The organism is Sorangium sp. So ce119 (genome assembly GCF_051524405.1).
GTDB classification, from domain to species: domain Bacteria; phylum Myxococcota_A; class Polyangia; order Polyangiales; family Polyangiaceae; genus Sorangium; species Sorangium cellulosum_G.
The window spans coordinates 6,032,322-6,046,836 of the sequence record NZ_CP150310.1; the positions used below are offsets into that span (position 1 = coordinate 6,032,322).

At 68.5% G+C, this 14,515-nt stretch carries 11 protein-coding genes; 6 read left to right on the forward strand and 5 right to left on the reverse strand.

The features are described from left to right. Nucleotides 1-45: 45 nt before the first annotated feature. The gene (locus WME76_RS22660) at nucleotides 46-849 is read right to left on the reverse strand and encodes an SDR family NAD(P)-dependent oxidoreductase (RefSeq protein WP_437954373.1); all 804 of its coding nucleotides are present in this window, start codon (nucleotides 847-849) and stop codon (nucleotides 46-48) included. A gap of 65 nt (nucleotides 850-914) precedes the next feature. Here WME76_RS22660 and WME76_RS22665 point away from each other — a divergent pair, with 65 nt between their 5' ends. After that, on the forward strand, nucleotides 915-1,802 hold the full coding sequence (locus WME76_RS22665; RefSeq protein WP_437954374.1) for a LysR family transcriptional regulator: 888 nt from the start codon (nucleotides 915-917) through the stop codon (nucleotides 1,800-1,802). Nucleotides 1,803-1,822: 20 nt separating this feature from the next. Here the strand turns inward: WME76_RS22665 and WME76_RS22670 are convergent, their stop codons facing one another. Further along, nucleotides 1,823-3,115 carry a hypothetical protein gene (locus WME76_RS22670; protein WP_437954375.1) on the reverse strand — a complete coding sequence of 431 codons (1,293 nt, stop codon included), beginning with the start codon at nucleotides 3,113-3,115 and terminating at the stop codon, nucleotides 1,823-1,825. Between the two features lie 565 nt (nucleotides 3,116-3,680). Beyond that, nucleotides 3,681-4,094, reverse strand: a complete 414-nt coding sequence (locus WME76_RS22675) for a winged helix-turn-helix transcriptional regulator (protein ID WP_437954376.1) — start codon at nucleotides 4,092-4,094, stop codon at nucleotides 3,681-3,683. Nucleotides 4,095-4,375: 281 nt separating this feature from the next. Here WME76_RS22675 and gstA point away from each other — a divergent pair, with 281 nt between their 5' ends. The 5 genes from gstA to WME76_RS22700 all read left to right on the forward strand — a co-directional run bounded on the left by gstA (nucleotide 4,376) and on the right by WME76_RS22700 (nucleotide 9,519). Continuing rightward, nucleotides 4,376-4,996 (forward strand): glutathione transferase GstA, encoded by a 621-nt coding sequence (gene gstA, locus WME76_RS22680; protein ID WP_437954377.1) that lies wholly within the window; start codon nucleotides 4,376-4,378, stop codon nucleotides 4,994-4,996. Nucleotides 4,997-5,248: 252 nt separating this feature from the next. Continuing rightward, nucleotides 5,249-5,527: a MoaD/ThiS family protein gene (locus WME76_RS22685; RefSeq protein WP_437954378.1), complete on the forward strand. Its 279-nt coding sequence runs from the start codon at nucleotides 5,249-5,251 to the stop codon at nucleotides 5,525-5,527. 1 nt (nucleotide 5,528) lies between these two features. After that, a complete protein-coding gene (locus WME76_RS22690; RefSeq protein WP_437954379.1) occupies nucleotides 5,529-6,704 on the forward strand; it encodes a WD40/YVTN/BNR-like repeat-containing protein in 1,176 nt (391 codons plus the stop codon). Between the two features lie 44 nt (nucleotides 6,705-6,748). After that, nucleotides 6,749-7,306: a hypothetical protein gene (locus tag WME76_RS22695; RefSeq protein WP_437954380.1), complete on the forward strand. Its 558-nt coding sequence runs from the start codon at nucleotides 6,749-6,751 to the stop codon at nucleotides 7,304-7,306. 1,124 nt (nucleotides 7,307-8,430) lie between these two features. Further along, nucleotides 8,431-9,519: a glucuronyl esterase domain-containing protein gene (locus tag WME76_RS22700; protein ID WP_437954381.1), complete on the forward strand. Its 1,089-nt coding sequence runs from the start codon at nucleotides 8,431-8,433 to the stop codon at nucleotides 9,517-9,519. A gap of 106 nt (nucleotides 9,520-9,625) precedes the next feature. On the opposite strand, the gene WME76_RS22705 is transcribed toward WME76_RS22700, so the two are convergent. Together WME76_RS22705 and WME76_RS22710 are read right to left on the reverse strand one after the other, a co-directional pair. Then, the gene (locus WME76_RS22705; RefSeq protein WP_437954382.1) at nucleotides 9,626-10,936 is read right to left on the reverse strand and encodes a cytochrome P450; all 1,311 of its coding nucleotides are present in this window, start codon (nucleotides 10,934-10,936) and stop codon (nucleotides 9,626-9,628) included. A 395-nt stretch (nucleotides 10,937-11,331) separates the two neighbouring features. Beyond that, nucleotides 11,332-14,499: a hypothetical protein gene (locus tag WME76_RS22710; RefSeq protein ID WP_437954383.1), complete on the reverse strand. Its 3,168-nt coding sequence runs from the start codon at nucleotides 14,497-14,499 to the stop codon at nucleotides 11,332-11,334. Between the last annotated feature and the right edge of the window lie 16 nt (nucleotides 14,500-14,515).

The following is a 14,515-nucleotide window of genomic DNA, read 5'->3' on the forward strand; positions in this document are numbered from 1 at the left end:
GCGCTCAAGCCGACAAGCACCCCTGCTCCGCGGGGCGCGTCGAGGTCACGCCGCGCGGCCAGCGGCGCCGGGGAGCGCGGGCGCCTTCGGCTTCCCGAAGTGCGCCATCGCCTTCGCGGCGAACTCCCGGCCGAGGAAGCGGGAGAGGAACGCGGCGGCCTTGTTCGCGGCGCCGTGGGCGACCGTCGCGCGGCCGGCCACGAAGGCCGCGAGCCCGGCGCTCACCACGTCCTCCGGCCGCGCCCTCCTGCTGGCCCCCGGGACGTCGCCCGAGCGCTGGAAGAACGGCGTCTCGGTCGCGCCGGGGCACAGGGCGAGGACGCGCACGCCGCGCGGGCGGTACTCCCCCCAGAGCGCCGCGCTGAAGGAGACGACGAACGCCTTCGTCGCCGCGTAGACGGCGAAGTACGGGATCGGCTGGAAGGCCGCCATCGACGCCACCTGGATGACGCCCCCCTTTCGCCGCTCGATCATGGGCATGAACACGTGCGTGAGCTCGACGAGCGCGCCGACGTTGAGATCGATCTGCTCGCGCTGCGTCGCCAGGGAGAGCTCGTCGAAGGCGCCGTACACGCCGAAGCCAGCGTTGTTGACGAGGACGTCGACCTCGAGCCCCCTCGCGGCGACCGCGTCGAGGAGGCGCTGCGCGGCGCCCGGGGCGGCGAGATCTGCGGCGATGACGTGCGCCTCGCCGAGCTCGGAGGCGAGCGCGGCGAGCCTCGCCTCGCTGCGCGCGACAAGGATCAGCGTCGCCCCGCGCCGCGACAGCTCGCGGGCGAACGCCTCGCCGATGCCCATCGAGGCGCCCGTGACGAGCGCCGTCTTTCCCTTGAAATCGAAAGGAGTCATGGCTGAAGGATGGTTTCGGGCGCGCTTGTCGACAATGGGCATCGGTGGTAACCCGCTTTCCACGAATGCAAAGCGCAGTCACTCCGCTCTGGGACGACCTCCGCGTGCTCCTCGCGCTGCATCGCCATCGCAGCTTCCTCGCCGCGGGCAAGGCGCTCGGGGTCTCGACCTCCACCGCGGCGCGGCGCATCGAGGCGCTGGAGGCGGCGCTCGGGCGCCCGCTCGTGCACCGGAGCAACGGGGGGACGTCCGTGGAGCCCGACGCGCTCGATCTCGTGGCGCTCGCCGAGCAGATCGAGAGCGGGCTGCACGCGATCCGCCGTGACGAGGGGGACGAGGCGCTCTCCGGGACGGTGCGCGTGTCGCTGGCCGACACGATCGTACAGCCCGTCACGCAGCTCCTCTGCGAGCTCCGCCGGCTGCATCCGGGGCTCTTGCTGGAGATCCTCTCGGAGACGCGGCTCGTCGATCTCGCGCGGCGCGAGGCGGACGTCGCGATGCGCGCGAGCAAGTCGTCGTCGCCCGCGGTCGTCCATCGCGCCCTCGGGCGGTCTTCGTTCGGGCTCTACGCCGCGCCGAGCTACATCGAGCGGAGGCTCCGGGGCGGGCGGCTGAAGACGGCCGATTTCGACCGCCACGACTTCATCGGCTACGAAGGCATGCCCGGGCAAGGCCCGAAGATGACGTGGCTGACCGCCCACGGGGCAAAGCGCTTCGTCCTGCGGTCGAACTCGCACTTCGCGCTCCTCGAGGCGGCGCTGCAGGGGCAGGGTATCGTGCTCATGTCCGACCCCTCGGCGCGCTCGGCGGCGGGGCTCGTGCGGCTCGAGGTCGACGCGGAGCTGCCGTCGGTGCCCGTCTTCCTCGCGTACCACCGGGAGCTGCGGAACGTGCCGCGCGTGCGGCTGGTGCTCGATGCGCTCGACGCGGCGGTGCGCAGCGCGCTCCGCTAGCCCTCCCGCCTCCGCTCCCGTCAGGGCATCGGGTACACGAGCGAGAGCCCGGCGACGCACATCTCGTCGAACGTATTCCCCTCGCCGTAGGCCACGTCGATCGTCGAGATCATGTTCGCCTCCTTGAGCGCCTTGACCACGTACGGGTTCTCCGTCGAGTTGTCGTACGTGCACCGGATCTGGAGCACATCGCCCGGATCGAGCGTCGGGAGCGTCTCGATGGGCGCGTCGTACGAGTACGAGCGCTGCCACCCGAACTCCCACTTCGGCGCGTGCGCCAGGCACTCCTCCTCGGGTTGATCGGGCGAGCCGTTCGCCCGCGTGACCGTCACCTTCTGGTCGACGCCCAGGTAGTGCATGTGCAGAAATTCGCCATGGATGCGCGTGCCCGGCGGGAACGGCATCTCTTGCGATCCGGGCGAGTCCGGGGCCGGGACCGTGAGCTGCTCCGTCTCCACGTGGTTCTTGCTGTCCGCGGGGATCAGGAACTCGACGCCGTCCTTGTCGCCCGGACCCGGTAGCAGCCCGAAGCCGAGGTCGTTGACCGGATCATCGAAGTTGCCGATCAGGTGGTACAGGAAGCCGTACTTCGGCTTCTCTCTGGTGAGCCTGAGCTGGATGCGCGTCAGGTCCGGGTCGGCCGTCGTGCCGGCGGGGTGGTAGTGGATCTGCATCATGATGAGCGACCCCTTCGGGATCAGCTGACCCACCCCCTCGGGCAGATCGACAGGGTCGGCGCCGGGAGCCCAGGCTGTGACCATCTGGAGCGCTCCAATCTCCACGCCATTCGGGACGTCGCCGGCGCCACACGGAAAGCTCCCGTCGGGGCCGGCCAGGCTCGCGGACTTCCCCTCCGGATCGATGGAGACTATCCCATGGTGAACGACCTTGTGGTTGCCGGGCACCATCTGTAGACCGCTCAGGTACTGGTCCTCGGTGAGCCCGGGATCGATGATGAAGCAGCGGAACTCGTCCTGCTCACCGGAGGTGACGTAGGGCTCGTTCGGATGAACCTCGAGGGTCATGCCCGGCAGGTCGGGGCTCTTCGGCACGAACGTGGCGGGCGCGTCCTTCGGATCACCCCTGGGGGTGCCGGCCTCGCTCCAGGCCTCCAGCGTGCTGATCTCCTCGTCGGAGAGGCGGATGTCGCCTTTCCACGCGTGACGGGTAGAGCACTCGTCCGTGTCACGCACGGCGAAGGGCGGCATCGTGCCCGCCTTGGTCGTCTGGACCATGAGCGCCGCGACGGCCCTGGCGTCGTCGTACGCGGTGAGGCTGAAGGGCGCGATATTGCCCGCGGAGTGGCAGCCCATGCAGCTCCTCTGCAGGATGGGCTCGACGTCTTTGTGGAACGTGGGGCTACTCCCGGCAGCCTCGGGCTCCGTGGGCTCGTCGCCCCCGGAGCAGCCGGTGAACGAGGCGGCGGCTGGCAGGGCGAGGGCGAGGGTGAGGGCGGACAGCGAGACTCGGGCGACGGGACGCGAACGTAGTGAGGCAGGCATGAGACCTCCGGGCAGCCGGATCCTTCACGAGCGGAGGGGCCGGGCGCTTGGCAAGGAGCCACGTTTTGTGCGACTGCGTTTCGAATATGTGTATCATGCATATAGTTGCCCCTTCCGGACCGTCAAGAAAATTTGTGCAAAATACACGGACCAAGAAAGGGAAGCTCCGCGAGCGGAGTCCGGTCAGACCTGGTCAGAGTGGGAGATGATCGGTCCGACTCGACGGAGCTGCTGCCGGATCGGACCTTCCGGATGGAGACCACGTAGAGTCGTCGAGCGCCTCGTCGCGGCCGACGTCGCGTCGACGCGTCGACCACGGACAGCAACGGACGCGCGCGGATGGCCGCCCGCGTCCCGGTGCACGGCCGCCCCGCTCTCAGTCGGCGTGGCTTCGCGCCGGGGCGGCCGCGCGCCTGCGCGAGCGCGCCCCGGGCCCCGGCAAGGTGTGGGGCTCTCGGACGTTGAGCTTCCTGCCGACCTCGACGATGGCACGGAGCGCGGGCACCAGCTCCTGGCCGAGCGGGGTGAGCTCGTACTCGACCGAGGGCGGCGAGGTGGGCATGACGCGGCGGCTGACCAGGCCCTTGGCCTCGAGCTCGCGCAGGCGCGCGCTCAGCACCCGCGCCGAGATCGGCGGGATGTCGACGCGCAGCTCGCCGAACCGGCGCGGCTGCCCGCTGAGCGACCAGATGACGTTCGGCGCCCAGGCACCGCGCAAGAGCGCCATGCACAGCGTCAGCGGGCAGAGGGGCGGCGGGGGGACGTGATTTTTTCGCACCGGCAGTGACATGGGTAACCCCGAAGATACCCCTTTTTCAGGTATCCAGCACCTGGCCAGTATCCAGGAGTAACTTCGCGCGCTAGCTTGCGGGTCTCGATGGCGCCGGCCCCGAGCGATCGAGGCCGGCGCGCCGCGGCCCTCGCCGAAGCGACGGGCTTCGCCGGGGCGCGGGGGGCCTTCGCCGACCCCCGCGCCCGCCCGCCCCTCGCCGCCCCGAACGCTCGGTGGCGCGTCGCCGGGGCGGGGTCGTTCGTATCTCACCAACACCACATGATTCGAGGGATGCTTCCATGAAATTGTATTTCTTTCCCGGTGCCTGCTCTCTGTCTCCGCACGTCGTCGCCCGCGAGGTCGGCATCGAGCTGACGCTCGACAAGGTCGACCTCGCGTCCAAGAAGACGTCGTCGGGCCGCGACTTTTTGGCCATCAACCCGAAGGGGTACATCCCCGCGCTCGAGCTCGACGGCGGCGAGGTCTTGACCGAAGGGCCGGCCATCGTTCAGTACCTGGCCGACCAGAAGCCCGAAGCGAAGCTCGTGCCGCCGTCGGGCACGATGGCTCGCTACCGCGTGCAAGAGACGCTCGGGTACATCAACTCTGAGCTGCACAAGAGCTACAGCCCGCTCTTCAACCCGAAGACCTCGCCCGAGCAGCGGCAAGAGCGCGAAGAGTACCTGCGCAAGCGCTACGGCGTGATCGAGGCGGCGCTCGCGCAGGGGCCCTACCTGTTCGGCGAGCAGTTCACCGTGGCCGACGCCTACCTGTTCACGGTCACCAACTGGTCGAATTTCGTCAAGCTCGACCTCTCGGCCTTCCCCAACGTGCTCGCTTACCAGCGGCGGGTGGCCGCGCGCCCCGCGGTGCAGGGGGCGATGCGGGCCGAGGGGCTCCCGGTCGAGGGCGGCAAGTAAGGGGGGCGCCGCGCGGGCCGCCCCCGGCGCCCCCGCCCCGAGCGCGCGCGCCGCGAGCGCTCACGGCGGGGGCGCCTCTCTGGCCTTCTTCGGCCCCGCGGAGCGCGGCCATCAGCCTCCGCCGCCCGCCACGCGGGCGAGCCAGCACCCCCTCGAGGTAAACAGGCGGGTTGTCTCGCTCGAACCAGACGCCACCTCCGCCCTGTAAAACCAATTGACGCACGGCGACGTCGGGAGTACGGCGAGCTCACCATGCCGTCTGTCCATCTGACGCGCCACCTCTACACCTTCTTTCCGCACCTCGAAGGTCAAACCATCGTCGTCGAGGCGTCGACAGCAGGTGAGATCGTAGCGGCCCTGGAGAGGCTCGCGCCCGGCATCGGCTTCTACATCTGCGACGAGCGCGGCCGCTTGCGGACGCACGTCAACATCTTCGTCGGCAAGCAGATGATCCGCGACCGTAAGGGACTCACAGACGCAGTCGCTGCCGACGACGAGGTCCACATTCTGCAAGCGTTGAGCGGAGGTTGAAATGGCAAGCCGTATCCTGCTAGGCACGCGCAAAGGCACGTTTATCGTCGAGAAACAGAACGGCGCGTGGAAGCCGCGCCTCGCGGGCCACGCCGGCGGCGGCGTCAACTATGTCGCGCGCGATCCCTACACGGGCAAACTCTGGGCGCTGCTCGGCTTCGGCCACTGGGGAGCCAAGCTGTCCGTCTCCGCGGACGAAGGCGAGACCTGGACTGACAACCCCACCCAGATCAAGTATCCCGAGGGCGCCCGCTACATCGGCCAGGACATGTACGAAGACGCAGGCAGCGACTTCGGTGTCGGCATCAAGATCGTCACGCGCCCGGCCACGGTACAGAAGCTCTGGATCATCGGCTTCGGCCCCGGCGGCGCGGTCTACGTGGGCACCATCCCTGGTGGCTTGTTCGTCAGCCGCGACGGCGGCGGCTCCTTCGAGCTCAACCGGCCGCTCTGGAACCACGAATCACGCGGCGGCGACCTCTTCACCGGCGAGGGCAAAGGCGAGACGAAATGGTTCGGCACGCCGGCCTCCGAGGGCGGCGAGTTCGCCCCGGGCATCCACTCCATCGTGGTGGACCCACGCGACCCGAAGCGAATGCTCGTGGCCGTGTCCACGGCCGGCGTCATCGAAACGGAGGACGGTGGAGAGACCTGGCAACCGCGCAACAAGGGCATGCGGCTCGATCACACGCCCGAGCCAGACGCCGAGTGGGGCCACGATACGCATTACATCGAGCAATGCGAGGGCGATCCCGACCATATCTGGCAGCAGAATCACGTTGGCATCTACTACAGCAGCGACGGCGCGAAGAGCTGGCGCAAGGTGAGCCGCCCAGAACAGGGCGTGCATTTCGGCTTCCCCATCACCGCGGACGCGAAGGACGGGCGCACGGCGTGGGTCGTGCCCGGTAAGTCGGACATGCAGCGAATCACCGTCGACGGCGCGCTCTTCGTGGCTCGCACGACGGACGGCGGTGAGACCTGGGCGCAACTCCGCCGCGGTTTGCCCCAGGAGCAAGCCTACGACGTCATCTACCGCCACGCGCTCGCCAACAAGGACGGCGCGGTGGCTTTCGGCACCACCACGGGCAACCTCTACGTGAGCGATGACGGCGGTGAGGGTTGGACGACGGTCGCCAACAACCTGCCGCCCATCTATTCAGTACGCTTCGCGTGACAGGCTCGGCCGTCGTGGGATCGGTCGAGCTCCGCTTGGAACGCATGACCATGATCGAGCCGGAGATCGTTCACGTTGGCCCCTACCCCCTTCGGCTGCCCGAGCTCTGGTACGAGGAGGGTGACGTCCGCGAGAGGCCCGGCTTCTTCGGGTACAACGCCGTCGCCATCGTGGGGGTGAGCTTCGACTTCTACGTCATCGTCGGGCGGGGGCGGGACGAGGAGGAACGACGGCGGCACGTCGACGGATTCGTGAAGGGCAAGGCACCGCTGCGTCACCTCCGCGAGAGCACGAGCTGGCACGGCATGGCCTTCGAGCAGCACCGATTGGAGGAGTGCACGAAGCTCGCCCCCGGGGCGGTGTACGAGCTGTTCCTCTGCGAGGCCCACGGCGACCTGCTTCTGTTCGGTTTCGGCTTCGTCGCGCCGCTCGAACAGGAAGAGTCCCTGCGGATGCTCTTCACGGCGATGGTGAGCGGCGCCATCGTGGAGCGGGGCTCTTCGCTCCACGGGGAGGGCGCCGGGAGCGGTGGTGATGGCGGCGCTCCACGCGCCGCCGCAAAGCCCAAGCGAAGCTGGTGGCCCCTGGTTCGGCGGCGGTAGCAGCGGTTATCAACCACCTGCTCACGGGTGCCCGTCCAGCGCCGTCCCCTCCGGCACGCAGGTGGTCTTCACGGCGACCGACGACGCGGGCAGCGCGGGACCTTCACGTCGCAGCCCTGGCCGTGATGCCGGGCTGACGAGGTAAGGGAACGGATGCGCGCCGCCCGCGGTCGTGCCGCGCGGCGGCGCGCACGCGTTCGGCGGCGGTCTTCGCTCCAGCCCTCGCCGAGCATGCGGGAGACGCTGATGGATCACCTCGGCGACAAACCTGCTGAACATTTACATTCTGACCAAAAGCTGCCCGCTCCGGTCGTACGATTCACAGCGATGAGCGTGATCGAACCGCCCTCCGCTGGGAATGGGCATCTGATGGTCTCGTTCCGGCCAACCTTCTCCAAACCTCTCCCCCTGACCGCCCTCCCCCCGACGGGCGGCGGGGACACGACGCTGGTCGGGGTCGAGACCCCCGGCGCGGACTGTGCCGTGCCCAACATACCGGCCTTCAGCGAGCTGGGATCAGTTCACGGGTCCTCGGCTTGACGGCGAACGAGTCACATTGCGCCCTCAGACTTCTCGTTCACGTGCCACTGGCATGGTCACATCACAGATTCGCACGCGCGACAAAAACAGCGTCATCAACGCGAAAAACGCATAAACTCCCCTATCGCCTGCTATAAACACGGCGGCTCTTCCGCGTGTCACGAACCACGTGTCGTGCACCGCGTGTCGCATTACGCCACTGCACTCGAAACATGGAGGCCTTCATGTCTGTCCGTTCTCGTGCCTCGCGCAAGTTAACCGCTCTCGCGATTCCCGTCCTCGCCTTCTTGAGCTTCCCTGGCTGCTCTTCGGAAATAGGATCCGGCGGGACCGGGGGAGATGCTACGGGCACAGGCGGCGGAACACCGAGCGGGAGCGGTGGCGTCACCACGGGTGGAGGCTCCGCGACCAGCGGTGCTTCCGGGACCAGCGGAGTCGCCGGAACGGGCGCCGGTGCTCCGACGGGTGGAACCGGCACGGGCGGCTCCCCGACGGGCGGGGCTAGCGGGACTGGCGGGACTGATGGCGGCGGCGACTTCACGTGTACCCTGCCCACCTTGCCTGAGCCGAGCGGTCTGACCGAGGTGAACGAGAAACTCCCGGATCCGTTCACGTTCTTTGACGGAACGAAGGTCACTACCAAAGAGCAGTGGGAGTGCCGCCGCAAGGAGATCCTGGCGATGGCGGCCAAGTACCTTTACGGCCCCGTCCCCTCCGAGCCGGACGAAGTGACCGGGACCGTATCCGGGGGCACCGTTTCAATCACTGCCAAGGTAGGTGAAAAGACCGAGAACTTCTCGGCGAGCATCAGCGGATCCGGCGATGTGATCGCCCTCAAGCTGTCGGGCGGGATCTTTCCGTCGGGCAGCAAGACGCTCTCGTTTGGAAGCGGGTTCGAAGGCAAGATCAGAAATCTCTTCGGCCTGTCCGAGGTCAACACCAACATCGCCAACGGATGGATGATCGACCGGGTGATGGACGTGCTGGAGCAGAACCCGGGCAGCGGACACGATCCCACGAAGGTGATGGTATCGGGATGCTCCGGATGCGGAAAAGGTGCTTACCTGGCGGGCGTCTTCAGCCGTGCACCGGTGGTTGTCATCGTGGAGTCGGGCGGCGGCGGCGTGGCCAACCTGCGTCAGGCAGAGTGGTTCAGGCACGGCGAAGGTAGTTCTACCTGGCAGTGTTCAGATGCCAAACCTCAGAGCATCGACAACCTCGAAGACAGCGGCATCTGCGGACCCTGGGTGACCAGCGCGGCGCGCTGGCTCCGGAACGACCCCTCGAAGGTATACAACCTCCCCTTTGATACGCATCTGATCCTGGCGACCATCGCTCCACGGCACCTGGTGCACTTCACCAATGCCAATGGCCCGAATGCATGGTGTCACCTGGGCGGGACCTGCGAAGCGCTCTCCGCATGGGCGGCAAAACCGGTGTGGAAAGCGCTCGGCGTTCCAGAGCGCATGGGTTTTCAGATGTACAGCGCGAACCACTGCGGCGCATCGGGCTCCCAAACCGCCCTTGCAGGCGAGATGTTCAAGCGAGCGTTCGAAGGCAACACCAGCGCGAACACGGACGTGCTGAACATCCTGGACAATGGCGTTCAGCAGCCGGTCAGCGAGTGGAAAGACATGTGGGTCGACTGGGACATGGAGACAGTGCTGCGGTAGCGATGCCCCCGGGGGGCATGCAAGCCATCATGGCCTTGCCCCCCATCCGGCGTGATGCCCGGGCGTCGCTCGTCGTCGGCCTCGCGAGCTTCGGCTGGCGCGTGGTTCAACGGACGATCACGCGCACCGGAGAGCCGGGCAGACCCTGCATCCCCACCCGCACCGGCTTCCTGGACACGAGCTCGAAGCTGTAGCGCCGCAGCAGCGTGCCCAGGATCAGCTTCATCTCGTACAGCGCAAAGGCGGCCCCGATGCAGCGCCGATTCCCGCCGCCAAACGGCAGGAATTCGAAGGGGGAATAGGTTCGCTCCAGGAATCGCTCCGGACGAAACACCTCCGGCTCCGGAAATACCGCGGGATCGTGGTGAGCCCAGATGATCTGCGCGAACACGCCTGATCCGGCCGGCAGATCGTAGCCCGCGATCCGCATCGGCGCATTCAGCTTGCGCCCCACCCCCGGGCTGGGCGGGCGCAGGCGCAGCGTCTCGTTGCACACCGCTTCCAGGTACGGCGCCTTGGCCAGCGCCTCGGGCTCCGGATCCGCGCCCAGCGCCGTCAGCTCGTCCTGCAGCCGGCGCAACGCGTCGGGCGCGTGTCCGAGAAAATAGAGCGCCCAGGTGAGCGCGCCCGCGGTCGTGCTGTACCCCGCGAAGAGCAGCGTGTGAAGCTGCTCGAAGATCTGCTGGTCGTCGAGCGCCGTCCCGTCTTCCTGGCGGGCTTCCAGGAGGAGGCTCAGGACATCGGTGCGCTCGGCGGGCTCGGCGCGGCGACGGGCGAGCTCCGGATCGAGGAAGCTGCGCAGGTCCCGGGTCGCGCGCTGCCTGCGCGCCCACGGGCCGACGCCCCCGAACTCCCGGCGCAGCCCGGGAATCAGGAGGGTGATGGTCAGGCTCAGGGTGAAGCTCTTGCGCAGCTCCTCGAGCAGCTCCTCGAGGCGCGCCGCTTCCGTCGGTGCAGTGACTCCGAACACGATGTGGATGATCGTCTGCAGCGAGAGCTTGTGCATGAGGTCCTGCGCCACGAGCTGCTGGCCCGGCTTGAGGTCCCGGGACTGCTGCAGGGCCAGGTCGCACATCTGCTTCCCGTACAGGCGCATGCGTTGCCCGTGAAACGGCGGCATGAGCAGCTTGCGCATCGCCGTGTGCCGCGCGCCCGAGAGCACGAACAGCGACGACTCTCCGAACAACGCGTTGAAGTTCTCGGCCAGCATCTGGTCGAGGGTCTCCGGCGGCACCGCGAAGACGGACCGCAGGCCCTCCACGCTGCCGGTGGCCAGCCCCGGTTTGCCGTTCATCTTCGGGAGCGACATCGGATCGCCGTAGCGCTTCCGCATGCGAAGCGTGAAGCCGAACGGGTCCATCATCCCCTGCAGGTTCACCAGGATGTTGCTTGTGGGGCCTCTGGGCAAAGTGGTCATGGGGCGCGTTCCTTTGATTGCACTGGCAGCTCAGGCTCTCTGAATTGGCATGGCTGCAGGGGGATATGACATCAAAACGGCTTCGCAGACGTCAAGTCTTTTGTGACCCGTCCCCTTCGAGTCGGCGTGATCGGTTCCATGCGATCCGGCCCTCCTGAAAAAAGCGACGCTATATCAATGACGGGCACGACCTTTCGCATCGATGGCGGGGCCACGCCCACGTTGTGACAACAAGGCCTGCCGGACGCGCTCCGGCTCACGCAGAACTTCCCGGGAGCGCCCGCACCCCGGCGTACCGCGCGTCGACCCGCTTCACCCGATCCGCCCAGGGACCGAGGTCAGATCATCCCGGCGTCGGTGCGTCTGCCCAGGAGCAGCGCGCGACACCGACGAAGCTAGGTGTCCGCCAGCAGCAAGCGCTCGGCGGCGTCGGCGTGCATCGCGCGGATGGCGTCCAGCCGAGCGCGCCATGCGGGGCTGTCTCGGAGTTGCTTCTCGACCTGCAGCGACAGCTCGGCAGCCGACAGCGCGGCCGCCAGTCCGCCATGCTGGATGAGCCAATCGATCAGGGAGGCGGCGAGCCCGGAATCCTTCAGCTTGCCGGTGGAGGGGATCCGGCGCGCAGGCTGTTCATCTACCAGGGCCAGATACTCCGACCATAGCTCCGTGGCGAACCTGACCTCGACAAGATCGACGTCGAGGATCTCCTTCAGTGAGGCGGCGGCCATGAGGCGCAGGCCAGCAGCCTTCTGAGCCAGCCCGAGCGCAACCCGGAACGCCCGTGGCCTGGGCGCGAGCCGCGCCAGTCGGGCCGCGGCCCAGGTCCGACCGCCGCTCGCCGCTGCGACGAGCCGGGCCAGCGCCGCCTGCCAGTGTGGTAATCCGGCGTCGTCAGGAAGGCGGCTCAGTGAGTCGACGGTCTGGACCAGGACGCCGCCGGAGGTGCGCGCCTCGGCGAGGAGCCTGGTAGCCAGACCAAGCCCTTCCGAGCACAAGTCATGCTGGGCAATGCAGACGCGCGCTGCCGTGGAAGCGATACGCTCGTCGCCGCGCTCGACCAGCACCTCGGCCAAGGCCACGAAGCCGCGAGCCACCGCGGGTCGCGTCTGCGACTCGTTCGGGAACAGGAGCCTCGACCCGGGGTTGAGCAGCCGCCACGTATCCGGCACCGTCGTGATGCCGTCGATGAGCACCTGTCGGACGTCGGCCTGGTCAACGAAGCGCAGCAACCCCGCCAGGATGTCCGGCCGGATGCTGGGGTGCAGGTCCTCGGACCGCCACGCCTCCATCAGGAGGTTGCGAGCCTCCACGGTCGCAGCGGCTGAAACCCTGCGGGCGGCGTTCTTGCGGTTGACCACCGCGCAGTCCTTCGACAGCAGCAGCTCACGATACGGCGCCAGATCGAACGGGCCGGGCATGCGCTCGGACAGCACGTCGAGGGCGCTCATCCCCGCGCGACCCACCACGCCGGATTTTCGCGCGCGCTCCAGGAACAGCCGTCGGAGCTCGGCGGTCGGCGGAGCGATCCGGGCGCACCGCGCCAGGATCGCGGCGGCGACCGGCCCGGCCGCTCCCGGCAGCAGCTCGAGCAGCAGCGGCGCGTCCTCGACGCGGCCGATGGCCTTGACGCGTCTCGAGAGATCGAGACTGGCGTCCCGTGCCACCCGCAGGAGATGCTGCGTGAAGCGCCTCCGCTGGGAGGGCGTCCACCGCCCGGGGGCCGATGGTGAGATCGCCGCCACCAGATCGGTCTTGTGGGGATCGGTGGTGTCGTCCCGATCCAGCAGCTCGTCGACCAGGGCAGTCTCCTTCAAGCTGATCTCCGGGACGTACCCCATCACCTCGTCCAGCGGCGCGCCGCACGTGACGGGCTTGCGCGGAGGCCGCGGCGTCTTCGGTGTTCTTCCGAGGAGCAGGTCCAGGATGAGCCGCTCCGCCTCGGGCTCGAAGCGACCGACCGCCACCGGTCCCAGCATGGGTGTGGTGCCATCGAGGCGCACGCCCTCGTAAGCCGCATGGAGCTGGGCGGCGAGACCTTCGGCGGTGCGCAGCGGGCTCGGCAGATACTCCATGGGCGGCTTCTGGCCGGGGGCCGGCACCTTGTCGGCGCGCCAGCGCACCCGGGGATCCAGGCGAACCTGAATGAGGAGCCCGAGCAGCTGCGCCGCGCGCGTGATGCTGTCCCGGAGGATCGCTGCGCCGATGGCCTTGCGCACGGCCCGCTCGGCCTGGGCCAGGGTGGTTGCGTTCGACTCGCGCGACTGCACCGTGGTGAGCAGGGCGTCCCTGTAGGTCTGCACGGGGATCTCCGAGACCTGACGATCGGACAGCTGGGCCAGCTCGACCATGACCAGATGGCGGCTGGGGCCATGCCATGCCGGCTCCACCTCGACGAGAACGGACGCGCAGGTCGCCGGGTCGGCGCCGCGGCGGAGCGAACGCACCAGCGCGACCATCCGCGCCGCGCGCTCGCCCCGGTCCCTGGCCGCGCCCAGCGCCTCGTGCTCGGATCGCAGCTGGGCAAGGTCGAGGTGCTTCTCGATGGCCTGGAGCCGCTTGCGCCGAGTGTCCGGATCGACGGGAGGAGTCAGGGCCGCCGCCGTGAGCCGCGTGACGCTCGCCTGTGGCATCGTGGCCAGCCGCGCCTCCATGCCAGGACGGGGCGACCATGCCGCCGTCGCGGCCTGTTCCAGCTCGGCGCCAAGAAGACGTTCGCGCTCGGTCAGGGGCAGGAAGCGGAAGAGCGGATCGGCGGAGGCGTCGAGGGGCTTGCACCGGTTCCGGAGCTCCATCACATCCTCGGCCGGCAGCGTCGAGATCGGCAGCAATCCGGATGGAAGCGGACCGTTGGCGAGAGAGACAGTCCAGTCGTTCCGACGCAAGACCTCGAGCAGCTCGGCCGGGCAAGCCATTGCCAGGGCGTGGATCGCCCTCCCATGCAAGGCGTCCTGCCGCACGAGCAGCGCCAGGGCCTCCCTTGGATATCGGGTGCAGAACAGCGTGGCCTCGTCCGTCGTGATCGTGCGCCTCGTCGCCAGTGCCACGCGAAGGCCCCGGTCCGGCGCGCGCGTCACCAGCTCGCGCCACGCGGCCTCGTGCTCGGCCGCGTGATGCTCCAGCGTGTCGAGATCGCATGTCGCGAAGAGGCGTGTCGCGAGCCCCACACCATGCCTGGCGATGACCAGGGGAATGACCGCCGTCGCCTGGGCGACGAGGCGGCGCCTGTGCATGATCAGGACCACCCCGCGGGCCTCGCGGCGATTCCCCTCGCGCAGCACCTGGAGCAACGCTTCGTCCGACACCGGCACTCGGCGGGCCGAGGAAAGCGCAGCCCGACGCATCATGGGGTCGCGTAGCGCCTCCTCGATGCGCGCCACGTCCCGACGATAGGTCGCCAGGTCCAGCGCCAGCCGCCGCTCGTCGCCGTCGCCCCCATCCAGCGCAGCCATGACCCGATCGGCCGTAGCCTGATCCCAGCCGCGGGCGAGCAGGGCAAGCGCCCGCCCCCGCTTCGCGAAGCTCAGGCTTCCGAGTCGACGGACCTCCGACAGCGGCTCCAGCATGCTCCGAGTCTAGACG